At 72.3% G+C, this 19,703-nt stretch carries 9 protein-coding genes; 5 read left to right on the top strand and 4 right to left on the bottom strand.

Annotated features, from left to right (window positions below):
- Positions 1-13: 13 nt before the first annotated feature.
- Positions 14-478, bottom strand: coding sequence for a c-type cytochrome (locus AC1HC7_RS17615; protein ID WP_479498324.1), 465 nt, complete (start codon positions 476-478; stop codon positions 14-16).
- A gap of 272 nt (positions 479-750) precedes the next feature.
- Entirely contained in the window at positions 751-2,508 is a 1,758-nt protein-coding gene (locus tag AC1HC7_RS17610; RefSeq protein ID WP_479498323.1) for an AMP-binding protein, read from the bottom strand.
- 345 nt (positions 2,509-2,853) lie between these two features.
- On the opposite strand from AC1HC7_RS17610, the gene AC1HC7_RS17605 reads away from it, so the two are divergent.
- Positions 2,854-3,666 carry an IclR family transcriptional regulator gene (locus AC1HC7_RS17605; protein ID WP_479498322.1) on the top strand — a complete coding sequence of 271 codons (813 nt, stop codon included), beginning with the start codon at positions 2,854-2,856 and terminating at the stop codon, positions 3,664-3,666.
- 49 nt (positions 3,667-3,715) lie between these two features.
- Here AC1HC7_RS17605 and AC1HC7_RS17600 read toward each other — a convergent pair whose 3' ends face one another.
- Both AC1HC7_RS17600 and AC1HC7_RS17595 read right to left on the bottom strand, forming a co-directional pair.
- The gene (locus AC1HC7_RS17600) at positions 3,716-4,405 is read right to left on the bottom strand and encodes a histidine phosphatase family protein (protein ID WP_479498321.1); all 690 of its coding nucleotides are present in this window, start codon (positions 4,403-4,405) and stop codon (positions 3,716-3,718) included.
- Complete coding sequence (locus tag AC1HC7_RS17595) at positions 4,402-5,496, bottom strand: NADP-dependent oxidoreductase (protein WP_479498320.1); 1,095 nt, start codon at positions 5,494-5,496, stop codon at positions 4,402-4,404. The genes AC1HC7_RS17600 and AC1HC7_RS17595 overlap by 4 nt, the downstream gene beginning before the upstream one ends.
- Before the next feature lie 200 nt (positions 5,497-5,696).
- Between AC1HC7_RS17595 and AC1HC7_RS17590 the strand changes: the two genes are divergently transcribed.
- The 4 genes from AC1HC7_RS17590 (at position 5,697) to AC1HC7_RS17575 (ending at position 19,691) form a co-directional block, all read left to right on the top strand.
- Positions 5,697-6,389, top strand: coding sequence for an RluA family pseudouridine synthase (locus AC1HC7_RS17590; protein ID WP_479498319.1), 693 nt, complete (start codon positions 5,697-5,699; stop codon positions 6,387-6,389).
- 199 nt (positions 6,390-6,588) lie between these two features.
- Positions 6,589-7,281: an OmpA family protein gene (locus AC1HC7_RS17585; RefSeq protein WP_479499274.1), complete on the top strand. Its 693-nt coding sequence runs from the start codon at positions 6,589-6,591 to the stop codon at positions 7,279-7,281.
- Between the two features lie 158 nt (positions 7,282-7,439).
- A complete protein-coding gene (locus AC1HC7_RS17580) occupies positions 7,440-9,266 on the top strand; it encodes a ShlB/FhaC/HecB family hemolysin secretion/activation protein (RefSeq protein WP_479498317.1) in 1,827 nt (608 codons plus the stop codon).
- 63 nt (positions 9,267-9,329) lie between these two features.
- Positions 9,330-19,691: a two-partner secretion domain-containing protein gene (locus tag AC1HC7_RS17575; protein ID WP_479499273.1), complete on the top strand. Its 10,362-nt coding sequence runs from the start codon at positions 9,330-9,332 to the stop codon at positions 19,689-19,691.
- Positions 19,692-19,703: the final 12 nt, after the last annotated feature.

Raw genomic sequence — 19,703 nt, 5'->3', positions numbered from 1 at the left:
CCTCAGGCCCCGGCTACTTCTTCTTGATCCGATACCCCTCGTGACAGGCCTTGCAGTTGCCCGCGACCTTGCCGAACACGACGCGGAACCCGTCGAGATCGGCGGGCGTCGCGGCCACCGCCGCCGTGGTGTCGGCGAGGAACTTGGCGAGCGTCGCCTGGAACCCGGCGGCGTCGGACCAGATTTTCGGCGACACGGTGGTGTCCAGCCCGGTCTCGCTGCCCGCCGGGAAATTCGCGCCGATCCCGAGCGCGGCGTTGTTCATCACCCGGAAGGCGGCGTTGGCGACGCGCGGATCATAGGCGGTCTTGCCCTTGGCCATCATCGCCGCGAGCTTCATGGCGCCGCCCACGTTCTTCATGATGTGCTGGCGCACGGAGATCGGGTTTCCCAGATCCGCGGGCGCGTTGTCCTGAGCGGCGGCGCCAAGCGCAAGGGCGAAGCTCAGCGCGACGGTGGTTGAGGCAAGGCGTTTCATGGGGCTTGATCCTGACTGGCGCGGCGCGCCTGCGTTAGCGACGTGCGACGCTTTGGTTTCAATTGGCAACGGCGAGTGTGCCACAGGACTCCCGCCCGACCAACAATCGCGCCGGCGCCCCGCCTTGCGCCCCGCCGCGCTGCGAAAACCGCAGCGACAAAGCCTTAACCCGTTGTTGGCCAAGCAGATGCGGATCAAAAGGCAGGTCAGGACCGGCTGCATGAATGTCTCCGATATGGAAACAAACTGTCCGCCCGGCGCCGATCGGTCGATCACCCGCCGGCGGAGGATTGCGCGCGCGCCTCGTCGCGCAGGTCCTTGCGCGACAGCTTGCCGACGCTGGTGCGCGGCAGGGCGTCGCGGAACTCCAGCGAGGCGGGCAGTTCGTGACGCCCGAGCCGGTCGGCGAGAAAATCCCGCAGCTCCTCCAGCGAAAACCGCTCCGCGCCGGGGCGCAGGGTGACGTAGGCGCGGGCGCTTTCGCCGCGATAGGCGTCGGGAATCCCGACCACCACGGTCTCGGCCACGGCGGGGTGTTCGTAGATCGCCTGCTCGATCATCTGCGGGTAGACGTTGAAGCCGCCGGAAATGATCAGATCCTTCTTGCGGTCCACCAGCCAGACATAGCCGTCGGAATCGATGCGCCCCACGTCGCCGGTCAGCAGCCAGCCGTCGGCGAAGGCTTCGGCCGCCGCCTCGGGCCGGTTCAGGTAGCCGCGGGTGATGTTGGGGCCGCGGATGGCGATCTCGCCCGATTCGCCCAGCGGCAGCGTCCGCGCGGCGTCGTCCAGCGCCACGATCTTCAGGTCCAGCCCCGGCAGCGGCAGGCCGATGGACCCGGTCTTGGCCGGGTCCGGGACCTGCAGATGCGCGGTGCCCGCCGAACAGGTCTCGGTCATGCCCCAGCCGCCGCCGAGGCTGAGCCCGGTGAGCTTCTGGAACCGCCGGTGCACCTCCACCGGCAGCGGCGCGCCGCCCGAACCGACATTGCGCAGCGAGGACAGGTCGCGCGCCTCCACCCCCGGCATGTTCACCAGCGCCGTCCACATGGTGGGCACGCCGGGAAACAGCGTCACGCGGCGCCGTTCGATGTCGTCCAGCACCTGCGCCGGGTCGAAGCGCATGCGCAGCAGCAGCAGCGCGCCTTCCTGCATCTGGCGCAGCAGCAGCACGATGATGGCGTAGATGTGAAACAGCGGCAGCACCAGCAGCGCCACCTCGCGATCCGTCGCCCCGCCCTGATCGAAGCCCTTGTTCCACAGGTCGTAGATCTCCACGCCGGCGGTCAGGTTGCCATGGGTGAGCATCGCCCCCTTGGGCAGCCCGGTGGTGCCGCCGGTGTACTGGATCAGCGCCACGTCATCGGGCGCGACCATGTCGTCGGGCAGCGGCGGCGCCGCGGGCAGCCCGTCGCAGAACCCCGCGCAATCAATGAAATCGGCGCGCGCGGGCAGCGGCGCCAGGGGCGCGGCGGGCGCGCCGAATTCGGCGTCGTCGCAAAGGATCACCCGCCCGACGGCGCCGGCCTCCGCCAGCCGCTCCGCCATCGCGGCCATGGGCGGCAGGTTGAGCGTCACCAGCGCGTCGGCGCCGCTGTCGAGGCATTTGTGCTCCAGTTCGCGAAACGCGTCGAGCGGGCTCAGATGCGCCACGCGGGCGCCGATCGACAGCGCCGCGTAGAAAAACACCGGGTGAAAGGGGCAATTGGGCAGATACAGCGCCAGCGTCCCGCCGCGCCCCAGCCCGCCCCGGCGCAGCGCCGCCGCGATGCGCGCCACGCGGGCGCCCAGTTCGTCATAGCTCAGCTCGGCGTCGCGATAGCTGAGCGCCGGGCGCGGGCCATGGGCGGCGATCGCCTTGCGAAACAGCCCCGGCACGGTGGCGGGTTCGATGCGCGCGTCGGCGTCGATGCCGGGCGGATACGAGGCGCGCCAGGGCTTGGGCTCGGCCTCTCGCATGGGCGCGCGCGACCCGGCCGCGCCCGCCAACCCGTCCGTCGCGCGATCCCTGCGCCCCTTCGCCTCCGCCATCGCCGCCCCGCTTGCTTGCCTGCCGCGTTCCGCTGTGCAAAACGCCGTTCTGACGCGAGCCTATGAAGCCCGGCGCGCAGCGTCAATGCGTGCGGGACCGCTTGAACGGCGCCGGGAACGGGCAAATAACGTTGACGTTGCGTCCAGTATTCGAAAGGCTGTTTCGCAGGCATGGATCCCGTCGCCGGGCGCAAGCGCCGGCGCCGAATCCGATGCGGAATGCGAAACGGAATGCGAAGCGGAAAACGATAAGGCGCGCCGAATACGGCGCCAAACAATGGAGATCCTCATGGCGACCCCATCGGCACAGGCATTGCGGCGCAGGCCGGCGTCACGGGCGCGCGCATGACCGGCGGGACCGGCCCCGCCGGCCGCGACACCGCCGAAGATCGGAAATTCGTCACCTCGCTGGCCCGGGGGCTGGAGATCCTGCGCTGCTTTCGCCCCGGCGAATACGGCCTCACCAACCAGCAGATCGCCGAGCGCAACGGGCTGCCCAAACCCACCGTCACCCGGCTCACCTACACGCTCTGCGCGCTGGGCTACCTGATCTATTCGGACCGCGAGGGCGCCTATCAGCTCGGCCCCGGCATCCTTGGGCTCGGCTACGGCGTGCTGTCGGGGATGGAGATGCGCGAGCGCGCCCTGCCGCTGATGGAGGCGCTCGCCACCCCGGCCAACGTCACCGTGGCGCTGGCCGAACGTCACCGGCTGAAGGCGGTGTATCTGGCGGTGCGCCGGGCGCCGCAGACGCTGGCGCTGACGCTGGACGTGGGGGCGCGGCTGCCGCTGGGGGCCTCGGCCATGGGGCGGGCGATCCTGGTCGCCATGCAGCCCGAGGAGCGCGCACAGGTGATGGCGGAACTGGCCGAGCGCTACCCCGAACACCGGCAGGCCACCGAGGACGGCGTCGCCCGGGCGCTGGAGGAATACCGCATGCAGGGTTTCGTCAATTCCTTCGGCGACTGGAAGAAGGAGATCCACGGCATCGCCGCGCCGATCTTCTCCATGGACCGGGAGCGGATCTTCGCGTTGAACGTGGGCGGCCCGTCATTTCTGGTGTCCCCCGAATTGCTGCGCGAGGAAATCGGCCCGCGGCTGGTGCAGGCCACCCGCGACCTGACCCTGTCGCCCATGGACGCGCCGCAGCCGGACTGAAGCCGGGCGGTCGGGCGGGCGGGGCCGGGGCGGGCGCGTCAGGCCGGTTTCAGGACCAGGTCAGCGCGCCCTCGCGCTGGTCGAGATGCGGGCTTTCGTTGAAGCTGAGCAGCCAATGCCCGCCGCGCCGCGTCGCCAGCCGCGAATAGCCGGCGTTCTTCACCTGCATGTGCAGGCTGACCATCGCCGCGGGCGGCGCGCCCATGGCGGCGGCCAGGCATTGGCCGATGACCCCGCCCGAGGTCACGGCGAGCGTCACCGATCCGCGCGCCCCTTCGGCGAAATCCAGCGCCGCCCGGGTGCGGGCGCAAAACGCCGCCCAGCTTTCCGCGCCTTGCGGGCCTTCCCGCGCGTCGTCGCGCTGCCACGCGGCCAGCGCCTCGGACAGAGCGCGGAAATGACTGCGGCGGTCATCCGCCGCGGGCGCCGCGCGGGTTGCGAGCCAGCCTCGCAGCAGGGCCTCGGCGTCGTATTCGTCGAAGCCTTCATGGGCCTCGACCGGCGGCGCCCCATTGCCGTCGCCGTCGCCATCGCCGCCGAACAGCCCCGCCAGCATCTCCGACGCGGTGTCGCGCTGACGCCGGAGCCCGCCGGCGACCACGCGCGCCGGGCGAACCCCCAGCGCGCGCAGATGCTCGCCCAGCCAGCGCGCCTGCCGCCGCCCCAGATCCGAGAGCCGGTCGTAATCCTGCGCGCCAAAGCTCGCCTGCCCGTGACGGATCAGCCAGACCTCGCTCACGCGGCGCCGCCCAGCGTCGGGTCGGGGGACACGCGCACCAGCTGCTTGCCGAAATTGCCGCCTTCGAGCAGCGCCATGAAGGCGGCGGGGGCGTTGTCCAGCCCCTCGGCCACGGTCTCGCGGTATTTCAGCTTCCCGTCGCGGATCAGCGCCGACACCTCGGCCTGGAACGCGCCAAACCGATCGAAATGGTCGAAGATAATGAAACCCTGCACCTTCAGCCGCTTCACCAGAATCGCCCGCCACAGCCCCGGCAAGCGGTCCTGCGAGGCCCCGCCGACGTCGCCGCTGCCGATGTTGTAGCCGGCGATCATGCCGCAGACCGGGATCCGCCCGAACACGTTCATCAGCGGCAGCACCGCGTCGCGGGTCTTGCCGCCGACGTTTTCGTAATAGATGTCGACGCCGTCCGGGCAGGCCGCCGCCAGTTGCGCGCGCAGCCCGGATTCATCCGCCGCGCGGTGGTCGAGACAGGCGTCGTAGCCCAGTTCCTCCACCGCGTAGCGGCATTTCTCCGGGCCGCCGGCGACGCCCACCGCGCGCAGCCCCTTCGCCTTGGCCAACTGCCCGACCACGGATCCCACGGCGCCGGTCGCGGCCCCCACCACCAGCGTCTCGCCCGGTTTCGGCCGGCCGATGTCGTTGAACCCCACGAAAGCCGTGTGCCCCGGCATGCCCAGCACCCCGACAGCGGTCGAGATCGGGGCCAGCGACGGGTCCACCTTGCGCACCCCCTCGCCGGAATGCACGGCGTGCGAGCACCAGCCGAACGGGCCGTTGACGATGTCGCCGGGCGCGAAGCGGTCGGTGCGGGAGGCCAGCACCTCGGCGACGCAGCCGGCCTCCATCACGTCGCCGATCTGCACCGCCGCGGCATAGGATTTCACGTCGTTCATGCGCCCGCGCATATATGGATCGAGCGACAGGTAGATCACCCGCACCAGGATCTCGCCCGGGCCGGGGCGCGGCATGGGGGCGGTTTCGAGCCGAAAGTTTTCGGGCGTCGGCGCGCCGTCGGGGCGCGAGGCGAGCACGATGCGCTGCATCTGGGCGGGCAGGTCTGCGGGCAGGTCTGAGGGGGCGTCGGTCATTGGGGCTCTCCTGCTGGGCGGTTTTCCGGGTTGGTGCGAAACCATGTTCCGCGCGCCTTCGGCACTCTAGCCCCGAATGCGCCGGGATCAAGCGCGGGGTTCGGCGTCGGGGTTCGGCGTCGGGGCGCCGCTGGACCGTCGCTCGCCCAGACCTTAAGTTGCGCGCAGCCCCGCCCGCCTTGCCCGAAAGCCGTGAAAACATGCCTGCGCCCCGCCCGTCGCCCGACCGCCCGCCCCCCGCGCCGCTGGTCTACCGCCCGCCCGCGACGCCGTTCCTGACGGCGCTGCACGCGGATGCCGAATTGCTGGCGATCGACAAGCCCGCGGGGCTGCTGAGCGTGCCCGGCAAGGGCGCCCATCTGGCCGATTGCGTGGAATCGCGGGCCCGGGCGCGCCATCCCGGGGCGCTGATCGTGCACCGGCTGGACATGGACACGTCGGGGGTGCTGCTGATGGCGATGACCAGGCGGGCGCAGCGGATATTGTCCATGCAGTTCGCCAACCGCCAGACGGCGAAGACCTACATCGCCCGCGTGCATGGACGGATCGCGGCCGATTGCGGCGAGATCGACCTGCCGCTGATCGCCGACTGGCCCAACCGCCCGCGCCAGATGGTTTGCGCCGCGCGCGGCAAGCCGGCGCGCACCCGCTGGCGGGTGCTGGCGCGGGAACCGGACGCCACGCGCGTGGAGCTGACCCCGCTCACCGGGCGCAGCCACCAGCTGCGGGTGCATATGCTGAGCCTCGGCCACCCGGTGCTGGGCGATCCGCTCTACGCCGAAGGCGCGGCGCTGACCGCAGCGCCGCGGCTGCAACTGCACGCCGCACGTCTGGCGTTTCGCCATCCCGGCGACGGCGCGCCCACGGCCTTCGAGTCCCCCTGCCCGTTCTGATCCGCCCGCGCGCATCGCGCCCCCCCGGAGTCATGCGCGCGATACGGGCGCGCGGCGGCGGCGGCGGCTCTCAGCTGGCTGGACGAATCACATTGACAAAGGGTAACATCCGTTAATCCATCGGGGGATTTTCAAGATGTTTCATCCATTTAGACTGACGGTTGCGTTCGGAATCCTGTTGACGGCGCCCGATGTCGGGATGGCCCAGTCATCGAATGATCTGCAGAGCGACCTGCAGCGGCTGCAGGCGCAGCGCAGCGTGATTCGCAAACAGCAGACGCGCACGCTCGGCATCGTCGACAACGCCGCGCAACCGAAGAAGCCCGCCGCCGCCGCGGTGACGGTGAAGCGCACGCCGGCGCAGCCCGCCGCGCCCGCCGCCACAACCGCCGCCAAGCCCGCCGCCACAACCGCCGCCAAGCCCGCGGCCACAACCGCCGCCGCGCCCGCCGCCAAGCAAACGCCCGTGGCGGCCGCAACGCCGACCGCAACGCCGACCGCTGTGGCGGCGACGCAGCCGGCCGCGCAGCCGGTGACGCGGGCCTACAGCGCCGACATCACCGTCGCCCAGCCGGTCAACTTCGAATATGACAGCGCCCGGCTGACGCCGCAGGCGCGCAAGGCGTTGAAATACTACTGTCAGCTGATCGCCGCCGACGAACCCGACGCGACCTATGTCATCATCGGCCACACCGACGCCTCGGGTCCGGCCGCCTACAACATGCGCCTGTCGCTGGCGCGGGCCGAGGAATCGCGCCGCTACATGATCTCGGAATGCGGCATCTCCGCATCGCGGATCCGCGCGGCGGGCGAGGGCGAGGAGCGGCTGCTGGACCCCGCCCATCCGCGGGCGTCGAAGAACCGCCGGGTGGAATTGCAGCTGGCAAGTTGAGCGTGGCCGCGGCGCGGTCCCGGAGAACCGGGCCGCGCCGCGGCGATTGTTGCAGGGCCGGAATCGGGGGCCAGGCCGGGACCCGGCGCTCGGGCTGCGTATGGTCCGCGCGCGCGCCGCATGAAGCGGCGCCGGAAACCTGAGGGGGATGCGTGTTCATGAGCTATCCGAGGGCGGGCCGCGCGCGCGGCGGCGCGGAATCGGCGGGATCGCGTGCGGGGTCGCGCGTCCTCCGGCCCGGGACGGCCCCGCGCATCGCCGGCGCGCTGGCGGCGCTGGCGCTGGTCGCGATCGGGGCGCAGCGGACGGCGGCCCAGTCCCTGCCCACGGCCACCCAGCAGGTGCAGGACGTGGAGCGCCGGATCGACCAGCCCCCCGGCGCCCTGCCCGCAGCGCCCGACGCCCCCGCCGCCGCCGCCGCCCCCGCCGGCGCCGACCAGCTGTTCTTCGAACTTGCCGGGGTGGCGCTGATCGACGAGACCGGCGCCCCGCTGTCGCCCGCCAGCGGCCTGCCGGTCGAGGACCTGCGCGCGATCTACGCCGGGGATGTCGGCGCGCGGGTTTCGGCCGCCGACATGCTGGCCCTTGTGCAGGCGATGCGCGTGACCCTGCGCGAGGCCGGGTTCGTGTTCACCCGCGTCGCCATTCCCGACGCCCGCGCGCAGCTGACCGCGCCCTCGCCGCTGTCCCTGCGCATCGAGGTCATCGGCGCGCTGGTCGAGACGCTGGAAATCCAGACCCCCGAGGGCGAGATCGGCCCGGTGATGGCGGCGGTGGAAAAGATCGCCGCGCCGCTGCGCGGCAAACTCAACCCGACGCTGGAGGATCTGGAGCGGGTGTCGCTGCTGATCTCCGACATCCCCGGGCTCAACCGCGCCACCTTCGTGCCAACGGCGGGCAGCGCCCCGGGGCGCATCCGGCTTGACCTCAACGTGGTGCGCGACCCCTGGCAGGGGGTGTTCATCGCCGACAACCGCCAGTCGCCCATCGTCGGCCCGGCGCTGATCGGCGGCATCGCGGCGTGGAATTCGCACACCGCGCTCGGCGGCACCACCGAACTGGCCTATTTCAATTCGCTGGGCGACGACCATTCGCCTTTCGATCTGGACGAGCGCAACACCATACAGCTGCGTCATTTCATGTTTTTCGGCGAGGGCGCCACGCGGCTGGAGCTGCGCGCGCTCTACAGCCAGTCCAAGCCCGGCGACGGCCTGCGCAAGGTGGTGGATCTGACCAACACCCAGACCAATGCGGCGGTGGAGGTCGAACACCCGTTCCTGCGCACCCGCAAATGGTCGTTCTGGGGCGGCGGCGGGTTCGAATACGATCTCAGCGATTCCGAAACCGGGGCCGGCACCATCACCGACGACACCCTGTCCATGCCCTATCTGCGCCTGCGCGGGGTGGAGCGCGACGCCGCCGGGTTCACCCGCGGCTTCGCGGAACTGCGCCTCGGCGTCGACCTGTTCGGCGCCTCGAAGCGCGGCGACGCCGGGCTGTCGCGGCTTGACGGCGGCGGCGATTTCCTGCTGCTGCGCGGCGAGATCGAGCGCGAGCAGGATCTGGGCGCCGGTTTCGGGCTGATCGCGCGCGCCAAGGCGCAATGGTCCAGCGAGCCGCTGCTGTCGACGCAGGAATTCACCGTCGGCGGCGGGCTCTACGGCAAGGCCTTCGATCCCTCCGAGCTTACCGGCGATTCCGGCTTCGCGGTCTATGGCGAGGTGAATTACAGCGACGTGTTCACCCTGCAGGATCAGGATCTGGGCTGGCAGGTCTACGGATTCGTCGATTACGGGCTGGCGCTCAACATCGACAACGCGTTGCCGGGCCGTCAGGACATGACCTCGACCGGGGTCGGCCTGCGGCTCAACATCGCCCGCGACACCGATCTGGAATTCGAGGCGGCGCGATCGCTCGACCGGGCGCTGGCGCGCAACGGCGAACGCGACCTGCGATTCTTCTTCGGCCTCACGCAGCGATTCTGACTTTCATCCCGCCCGCCGCACCGCCGGGCGCCGACGACCGCGCAAACACTGGGAGCCAAGCTCATGACCGATCCCGACGCCCCCTCCGGCCTTCCGGCTTCGGCGCGCGCCGGTCTTCTGGCCAGCTCGGCGCTGGTCGCGGCGGCGCTGGCGCTGACCCCGGCGCCGGGGTTCGCCGGGCCCAAGGGCGGCGCGGTCAAGGCCGGGCAGGCCAAGATCACCCGCAAGGGCGCGGTCACCACCATCCGCCAGACATCGCGCCGGGTGGTGATCGACTGGGACAATTTCGACATCGACGCCGGCGAGACCACGCGCTTCGCCCAGCCCGGGCGCAAGGCGATCGCGCTCAACCGGGTGACGGGCGCGGCCCCGACCCACATCAAGGGCGCGCTCGAGGCCAACGGGCAGGTCTGGGTGGTCAATCGCAGCGGCGTGGTGCTCCACCGGAATTCGCGCGTCGACGTGGGCGGGCTGCTGGCCACCACCTCGGATATCGGCAACGGCGATTTCATGGCCGGAAACTACCGGTTCGACCGCCCCGGCAAGCCCGGCGCAAGGGTGATCAACCGCGGCGACATCAGCTTCGCCGAGGCCGGGCTGGCGGCGCTGGTGGCGCCGAACGCCGCCAATGACGGGCGCATCGCCGGCAAGCTCGGCGCGGTGATCGTCGCCGGGCGCGAGACCTTCGCGCTCGACGTCACCGGCGAGGGCATCCTGGCGCTGGAGACCCTCGGCCCGGCGCGGGGCGCGCTCAGCGCCGGCAATTCGGGCGCGATCGTCAACCCCGGCGGCTATGTGTCGATCTCCGCCGCCGAGGCCGGGGCGGCGCTGGAATCCATCGTTTCGCTCGGGGGCGCCATCGACGCGGGGACGCTGGACGGCCGGGCCGGGCTGATCGTCAGCGACGGGGCCCGGGTCAACGTCACCGGAACCCTCAACGCCCAGGGCGGCGCCGGGCGCGGCGGCGAGATCAGGCTGCGCGGCGGCGACATCGAGCTTGGCGACGCCGCGCGGCTCGACGCCTCGGGCGCCGCCGGCGGCGGCAGGGTCACCGTCGGCGGCGGGCTGCACGGCGACGGCGCCACGGCCCGGCGCACGGTCATGCATGCGGGCGCGCGGATCGAGGCCGACGCGACGCTGACCGGCGACGGCGGGCTGGCGGTGCTGTGGTCCGACGAGGACACGCGTTTCGCCGGAACCATCACCGCGCGCGGCGGCGAACGCGGCGGCAATGGCGGCTTCGTGGAAATCTCGTCCAAGGGCTTCGTCGGCTTCGGCGGCGGCGTCGACCTGACGGCGGCGCATGGCGCGACCGGCGCGCTGCTGATCGACCCGACCAACATCGTCATCCAGGATCCCGGCGGCGACGACGGCGGCGGCGGCAATGGCGGCGCCGACATCGCCGCCGGCGACCCGCCCGCCAACACGGTGCTCAACACCGCCTATGTCAACGACCTCGGCGCCGGCGCCGACTTGCGGCTGGTCGCCACCGAGGACATCACCGTGGAGGCGCCGATCGCGCCGGGCGCCGACAATGTCAGCCTGACCCTGCGCGCGGGCAACAATCTGGAGGTCAACGCCGCCATCGCCATGACCGGCGACCTGACGCTGGAGGCCGGGCGCGACGTGTTCATCAACGCCTCGGCCTTCGCCCAGAACATCCTGGAAATCAACGCCGGCGCGTTCTTCGATTTCAATCCGGCGCTGATCCCCGGGGCCAGCGTGCGCGTCGCCGCCGCCAGCCCGCGCATCGAGATCGAGGGCGGGGCCGGGCTGATCGTCACCACCGGCGCCGCCGGCGCGCTGATCACCTCGGCGGCGGGCGGCGACGCGGCGCTGCTGGTTTCAGGCGCGGATTTCGTGATTCCCAACGCCGATTTCGCCAACCGCACCACCATCGAGACCGCCGGTGACGACATCACCCAGCTGGCCGGGGCCTCGATCGTCAATGCCGGGCGGCTGATCCTCGACGCCGGAACCGGCGACGTGACCCTGCAGAACGCCGGCAATGATTTCGCCACCCTCGATGGCGCGGCGCGGGATTTCGCGGCGCTCGACGACACCAACGCCATGTTCATCCGCACCCTGGATCTGAGCGGCGCGCTGACGCTGCGCGCCGCGGGCAACATCATCGACACCGCGGGGGACGCCGACATCTCGGTGGCGGGCGCGACCTCGCTGACCAGCGATTCCGGCGCGGTGCGCCTCAACGAACCCGTCACCCATGATTTCATGGGGACCGTGACCGCCGACGCCGCGGTCGGCGTGGTGCTGCACGACGTCAACGACCTGCGCCTCGGCAACATCGACACGGCGGCGCTGACCGTGGTCGCCGGGGGCAACGTCATCGACGCCAACGGCGCGGCGATCCACGCCAGCGGGGCCGCGTCGCTGACCAGCAGCGGCGGCTTCGTGCGCCTGAACGAACCCCAGACCCACACTTTCGACGGCATCGTGTCGGCCAGCGGCGACGGCGTGCGCATCGAGGCGGATTCCGCCATCATCCTCGGCGCGATCGACGCCACCAGCCTGACCGTCATCGCCGATGGCGACATCACCGATTCCGCCGGCTCGGTGATCGAGGCCAGCGCCGCGGCCACCCTGACCAGCATCGGCGGGCTGGTGGCGATCGACCGGATCGACGCCCATGATTTCGCCGCCGCCCTGTCGGCCAGCGGCACGGCGGTGACGCTGAGCGACCGCAACGGCGTCACCCTGCGCGACGTGACCTCGGGCGGCGCGCTGACCGTCACCGCCGGCGGCTCGATTCTCGACACCGACGGCCATGTCGTCACCGCGCCGGGCGCGGTCACGCTCACCGCCGAAACCGCGGGCGGCGGGCGGCGCGACATCGTGCTCGACGCCGGGCATGCGCTGGGGCCGATCAGCGCCACCGGCGAGGACATCGCGCTGGTCACGATCGGCGGCGGCGACACGGTGCTGACGCAGATCGACGCCGACGATCTCGGGGCCGATCCGGCGGCGGGCGACGCCGGGTTCGACGACAATCTGACGGTGCTTTCGCAGCAGACGCTGCGCGCCGCGATCGGCGGCGCCATCGCCGTCGAGGGCGACGCGCGGCTGCAGGCGCTCGATCGCGGCAATGACGGCAGCGTCGCGGATCATGTCTACAGCCCCGTGGATCTCACGCAGGGCGATCTGCTGGTCATCGGCCGCCTCAGCGCGGCGGGCTCCGACATCGCCCTGACCAGCGCCTCGCCGCTTGATGTCGAGGACAGCTACGCCACCGATTCGCTGACCGTCGACGGCGGCCTCGGCGTGACCCTGAACCGGGTGTTCGTCGGCGTCGAGGCCGCGCCCGCCGGCCCCACGGTCGCCATCGATTCGCCCTCGACGCTGACCGTGGCCGCGGGCGGCGCCATCGACGCGCGCAACATCCTGGCCGGCGCGACCACCCTTGGCGGCGTGGGCACCGTGTCGGGCGTCGCCACGGCGCTGAGCAGCGATGTGGGCATCGCCGAATTCATCGTCGAGGACCTGACCACGGGCGCCGCGCCCGCCGGCGAGGTGTCGCTGGAAACCGGTCTGGTCACCGGCGTGCAGAGCATCGGCGCCGGGCGCGACCTGCGGCTGGTCAATTTCACCGGCGCCGGCGGCGGGCCGCTGAACCTGAGCGCCGTCGGCACGCTCACCGTGTCGGGGGTGCGCGCCACCGACCTGACGCTGAGCGGGACCAGCATCCGCACCGGGTTCCTCGAAGTCACCGGCGATCTGAACGTCACGGCGGCGGCGACCGGGTCGATCCGATCGATCTCGGACGCGGCGCTGGCGCTGGCCGTGCCCGGCCCCATCGACGTGACGCCGCCGGATTTTCCGCTTCAATCGGGCGGCGGGCGCATCGTCGAGGGCGCATCGGCGCCCGGATTGGCCCCGTTCACGCGGCTGATCTCGGTGACCGGGACCACGGCGCTGAGCGCCGGCGTCGACATCCTGCTGCCCCACACCACGGCGGGCGGCGCCAACGGCATGCATAATGACTTCACCGGCGCCGTGACCATCGCCAACGCCCCGACAGCGGCGATCGAAGACGCCAACGACCTGCTGATCGGCGGCGTCTCCGGCGCGGCCACGCTCGCCCTGCGCGCCGGGTCGCACCCGTCTGAGACCGGCAGCCTGACCCAGAGCGGGGCCATCTCGGTGACCGGGGCGCTTTCGGCGCTGGCCGATGGCGACGTGACGCTGGGCGATCTCGGCAACGGCTTCGCCGTCGTGCAGGCGGTCGCCGACAATGCGACCTTCGGCGACGCCGACGGCTTCGCCATCGCCAACAGCCGCCTTGCGGGATCCCTGTCGCTGAGCGCCGGGCAGACCGGCGACATCGCCCTCGCCGACATCGTCGCCGGCGGCGCGACCAGCATCGCCACGAGCGGCGCCATCACCGGCGCGCGGCTCGACATGGCGGGGTTCGCCGCCGCCGCCGGGACCTCGCTGGCCATCGTCGACCTGCGCGCGGGGGCGACCACGCTCGCCGCCGGGGCCGGGACGCTCGACCTCACGCGGTTTGACATCGGCGATTTCTCCATCGCGGCCAGCGGCGACGTCAGCCTCGCCGAAGGCGCCATGGGCGTCGATCTGAGCGACGGCGCCAGCGCCGCGGAAAGCGGCGGGGCGCTGGCCCTGTCCAATCTGGAAATCCAATCCGGGGATTTCGCCGCCAGCGCGATCTCGCTGGCCGGCGTGGCGGTGGTCGACGATCTGGAAATGCTGGCTGCGGGCGATCTGGGGCTGGGGCGGCTCGACGTCGGCGGGCGGCTGGCGGCGCAATCCACCGGCGGCGACATCGCGACGCGCGACGCGGGCGACGACGCGTTTTTCGCCGAACAGGGCGGCGATTTCACCGTCGCCGGGCCGGGCGGCGCCAATGTCGGCGTGGACAGCGCGGTGCAGCTTTCCAACCCGGCGCCCGACGACGACGGGCGGGTGATCGAGGGCGTCATTGCCGTGGCCGACGCCGACATCGCCCGCACGGCGCTCGACGACGCGCTGACTGTCGGCGGCGACGCGCTGCTGATCGCCGGGGACGTGGGCGCCGACACCGGGCTGCGCAGCATCGCCATCGGGCCGGACGCCGGCGGCGGCGGGGTGCTGATCGCCGGCGGGCTGGCGCTGCGCGCCGACGGCGCCGCGACAATCACCGAGACCGGCGCCGGCGGCCTGCAATTTGACATGAGCGCCAGCGTCATCGCCGCCGGCGCGCCCGACGGGGTGACCGGTTTCGTGGAAAGCGGCGGGACCGAACTGACCGAATCCGCGGTGATCGTCAGCCGCGATCTGAGCGTGGATGCGCAAGGCGACCTCACCGACGCGGCGCTGGACGCCATCCGGGTCGGCGGCGAGACCACGCTGGTTTCGCAAGGCGGCGGCATCCTTTTGGACAATGCGCGCGGCGCGCTCGGCGACACGGCGCGGCTGCATGATTTCGGCTTCAACGGGACCATCGCCGCCGACGATATCGGCGCGGTCAACGCCAGCGCGCTCGCCGCCGGTCAGGACATCGCGCTGCGCGAACGCAACGAGATCCGGCTTGGCGTCGTCAACGCGCCCAACGACCTGACGGTCGCGGCGCTCGGCGGCATCGTCGACGAGGCGGGGTCGGCGCTCGCGGTCAGCGGCCAGACCGAGCTGTCGGCGCTCGACAACCAGCTCGACGACGACATTTCCAACGACGTTTACGGGCGCGTGGCGCTGACCGGCGGCGACGCGGCGCTGGCGGGGCCGGTGCGCGCGACCGGCGCCGATGTGGCGATCGTCAACGCGCCGGCGCTGGATTTGCGCGACAGCTACGCCACGACCAGCCTCGCCGCCGCCAGCGACGGCGACGTGGCCCTGACCCGGGTGTTCGTGGGCGTCGAGGACGCGCCCGCGGGCAACGAGATCACCGTCGAGACCGGCGGCGCGCTGATCGTCGCCTCGGGCGGCGGCATAACCCTGCAGGACGTGGTGGCGGGCGAGACCGCGCTTGGCGGCGCGGCGACGGCGGCGCTGGCGCCCACCGCGCTCGACGGCGCGCTGTCGCTGACGAATTTCGCGCTTGGCGAGGTCGCCACCGGCGCCGCGAGCGGCAATGTCAGCTGGATCAACGGCCTGATGGAGGGCCCGCTGGATTTCGGCGGCGGGGCGCTTGCCGTGGCCATCGAAAACGTCAGCTTCGGCATTGACGGACTCGGCGGCGGCGTCGATCTGACATTGGCGGCCGACGGCGCGCTGGTGTTGTCGGGGCTGCGGGTGGAAAACCTCGCCGCCACCGCCGACAGCATCGTCACCGGGTTCCTCGACATCGGCGACGCCATGGATCTGACGGCGCTTGACGGGGACATCGTTTCCATGGGCGACACGGCGCTGGACGCGGCCCGCCCCGACGGCGCCGCCATCGTCATCGCCGCCCCGGATTTTCCGGGCCGGGCCTCGGACGGCGCCGGCATGATCGCAGATGCCGGCGTCGCCGGGCAGACCTACGACCGGCTGGTGCAGGTGCGCGGCGACGCGGCGTTCAACCTCGACGCCGGGGGCGATCTGCTGCTGCCCCACGGGCTGCTCACCGCCGCCAACCCCGCCGACCCGGCGGACAGCGTGCACAATGATTTTCAGGGCGCGGTCACCGTGCTGGGCGCCGGGCGGGTGGCGATCGAGGACGCCAACGACCTGAATCTGGGCGGCGTCAACGCCACCGGAGCCGCGGCCGCCAGCCTGACCCTGCGCAGCGGCGCGGCGCTGGGCGCGGGCGAGACCGGGAACCTCACCCAAAGCGGCGCAGTGCGGGTCTCGGGCGTGACCGCCCTTCTTGCCGCCGACACCGCAAGCGGCGCCGCGACCGGCGACGTGACGCTTGACGACGACGCCAACGCGCTGGGCGTGACGCAGCTGCTGGCGATCGACGCCGAACTGGTCGACGATGACGGGCTGGAGCTGGCCAGCAGCCGCCTCGCCGGCGATCTGCGCCTGACGGCGCGCGACGCGGGCGGGCTCGTCACCGGCGATCTGACCGTCAGCGACACGGTGGTCGCGGGCGCGCTTGTCGCCGAGGCGTCGGGCGACGTCACCGGCGCGCGGCTCGACATCGGCGGCGCGACCGTCGCCGCCGACGGGGATGTGCGCCTTGACGATCTGCAGGCGAGCGGGCTGGTCGACCTGGCGGCAGGCGGCGCCCTGACCCTGACGCGGTTCGACATCGCCGGGTTCGACCTGACCTCGGGCGGCGCCATGGCCCTGACGGACGGCGCCATGACCGGCGGCGGCGCGACCGGCGCGGTCAGCGGCGGCGCGCTGGATCTCGACAACCTGGTCATGGACGGGGGCGGCTTCGAAAGCGCCGCCGCCATGACCCTGGCGCAGGTGGAAAGCGCCGGCGACCTGTCGCTGCTGGCGCGTGGCGGCGACATCGCGCTGGGCCCGACCGGCGTCGGCGGCGCCTTCGCGGCGCAAACTCTCGACGGCGCGATCTTCACCGCCGACGCCGCCCCGGCGCCCGATCGCGACTACGCCATCGCCGGGGCCAATGCCGGCGCGCCGGCGCAGCTGGGCTTCGACGTCGCCAGCGAACTCGGCAACAGCGAACTGCGCGGCCGCATCTTCGCCGAGGCCGCGTCTGAAGCCGACCTGCCGATCACCGGGCGCGCCGCGCTGGGCGGTGCGCTGACGGTCAGCGGCGACGCGCTGTTCATCGCCGGGCGCGCCGGCGCGGGGTCGGCGGCGACCGCCGGCAGCCTCGCGATCACCCGCAACGGCGGCGGCGATCACAACGGGTTCGCCGCCGGCGCGGCGGTGTTCGCCGATGGCGACGCGGCGCTGGAGGCGGCGGGCGCGATCGCGCTGGGCCGCTCGGCGGGGCTGCGCCCGGACGGCACGGCGTTCGTCGCCGCCGACGGCGCGCTCGACGTGGCCGGCGAACTGGCGCTGCGCAGCAATGCCGACAACGCCGACGCCGCGGGCGGCGCGGGCATCACCCAGACCGCGGCGATCGCCGTCGCCGGTCGGGCGAGCTTCATCACCGGCGATCACGCCGGCGGGCTGACGCGCGCGGCGCTCGGCGACGTGACGCTCGCCGACGCCGGCAACGCATTCGCCGCGATCTCGCTGCTGGCGCGCGACGCCGCGCTGTCCAGCGGCGGCGACCTGACAATCCGCGACGCGCGGCTGCGCGCCGACGCGGGCGGGGCGGGCGGCGCGCTTGCCGTCGGCGGCGGGGGCGCGCCCAGCGGCGGGGGCGTGACCATCGAACATGCGGTGGCTGAAAGCGGCGTCACGGTGGACGCCGTCGGGCGGATCTCGCTGGATCATCTGACAACCGAGGGCGACCTGATCCTGCGCGCGCGCAGCGGCGATGCGCGGCTGGGCGCGGTGACGGTCGCGGGCGGGTTGGCGGCGGAGGCCGACAACGGCGCCATCGTCACCCGCGATACCGACAATGTCGCCCCGCCCGGCGCGCGCGCTGCGGAGATCGGCTTTGACGCGGCCGCGATCCTCGGCGCGGCGAGCGACGCGCGGCTGCGCGAAACCCTGGCCGCCGACGCCGCCGACGCCGTGGCGGGCGAACTGGTCGGCGTGCGCGGCGGAACCGCGCTGCTGGCCGCGACCAACATCCTCATGGCCCCGGAAAGCGCGGCGCTGGGCGGATCGACCAACGTCTTTGACGGCGGCGTCACCGCCGATGCGGGCGCGGCGCTCTATGTCGAGGTCGCGGGCGCGCTGCAAATCGGCGCCGACGCCGCGCCCGGGCTGCTGTCGGCAGCGGCGCCGGCGCCGGGGGTCGCGGCTGAGGGCGACGCGCGGCTGATCGCCACGGGCGGCGAGGTCAGCACCGCGCCGGGCGCCGGCTACGACATCGGCGGCGATCTGTCGGTCGAGGCGACCGCGGGCATCGCGCTCAGCCGGGTGCGCCGCGTCGCCGGGCTGGAGGCCGCCACCCGCCGCGATCAGGACATCCGCGTCGCCGGCGCCGATTTCAGCGGCGGCGCATCGGGTTTCGGCAAGACCGTGACCATCGAATCCAACAGCGACATCGGCCTCGGCCGGGTTCTGGCAAGCTCGCTGGCGCTGGTCGCCGATCGCGACGGCGGCGGCGGCCGGGCGGCGGTGTCCGACCTCGCGCCGGGCGACGTCGGCTTCGCCCCGGCCCGGGTCAACGGCGCGCTGACCGACGCGGGCGGCGCGGCGAAGATCGCCGCCGGCGACGCAACGCCGCTGACGCTGCGCCCGGCGGAGCTGCGCGCCTGGGACGCGCTCGGGTCTGTGACCGCCGCGGCGGGGCTCGACATCGAACAGAAAGGCGGCGGCGCGGGCGCGGCGCGGGCGGTGACGCTCGACAACCCGGACAACAGCTTCGGACCGGCGATCCGGCTTGGGAACATCGGCGGCGACGCGCTGCTGACCGAGGAGCGCGGCGGCGCCCTGCCCGCCCCGGTGACGGCGGAGCTTGCCCGCCGCCCGGCCGCCGACCCGGACCTGCTGGCGCTGGGCCTGCTCGACGTGGGCGGCGACACGCGCATTCTCACCGCCGATCAGGTGCAGGTCTATCCGGACCTGACGCTGCACGGCGACCTCGCCATCGACAGCGCCGGCGGCGACGCCGACAGCTCGATCGTCTTTCTCGGCAAGGTGGACGGGACGCCCGGCGTCGCGCCGCGGCTGGACCTGACCGCCGGGACCGGCGACGTGGTCTTTTTCGAGCGCGCCGGCGTCGCGCACCCGCTGGGCGCCGTGGCGGTGGCGCGCGCGGGCAACGTGCTGGCGGGCGCGCGCCCCGAAGGGCTCGACGATCCCGCGGCGCCCGCCGCAGGGACGCGCGCCGCGCCGCTGCGCATCGAACAGGGCGATCTCGACCTGTTTGCGGACAATGTGGGGACCGACGAGGAGTCCGGCGCGCTGGGGGTCGCGACCTTCTTCATCGAGGAGGCGACCACCAAGGAGGATTTCTTCGTCATGAACGCGCTCAGCGTCCAGGCCACCGGCGACATCCGCTTCATGGTCTCGGAAAACGCCGCCGGGTTCTTCGCCCGGGCGCTGGAATTCTACGGCGTGGACATCGCCAACCGCTTTGAATACGGCGCGGTGACGCAGCCCGACGGCACGGATGACAAGCCCGACCGGATCGAGATCTACGGCGCCCTGCAGGGCAACCGCACCCGCACCGTCGGGCTGCTGCCCGTCGGCCCCTTCACCCCGCCCGGCGACGACAAATACCTGTTCAACAATTGCGAGATCGGCAATGTGAGCAGCTGCGTCACCCTCGGGCCGGAGGTGATCACCCCGCAGATCAGGTTCATCGAACCGCCCGCCTTCGAACTGGCCGACACCAACCTGTCGGAGCTGTTCGGGGCCTTCGGCAACGAGGATCTCTGGCGTCTGCCGCAATCCTTCACCACCGACGAACTGGGCGAAGACGACGACGAGGAGCAGAGCCAATGACCCCGAGCGCAC

The organism is Oceanicella sp., assembly GCF_056449545.1.
This window is presented reverse-complemented; position numbering and strand designations above follow the sequence as displayed.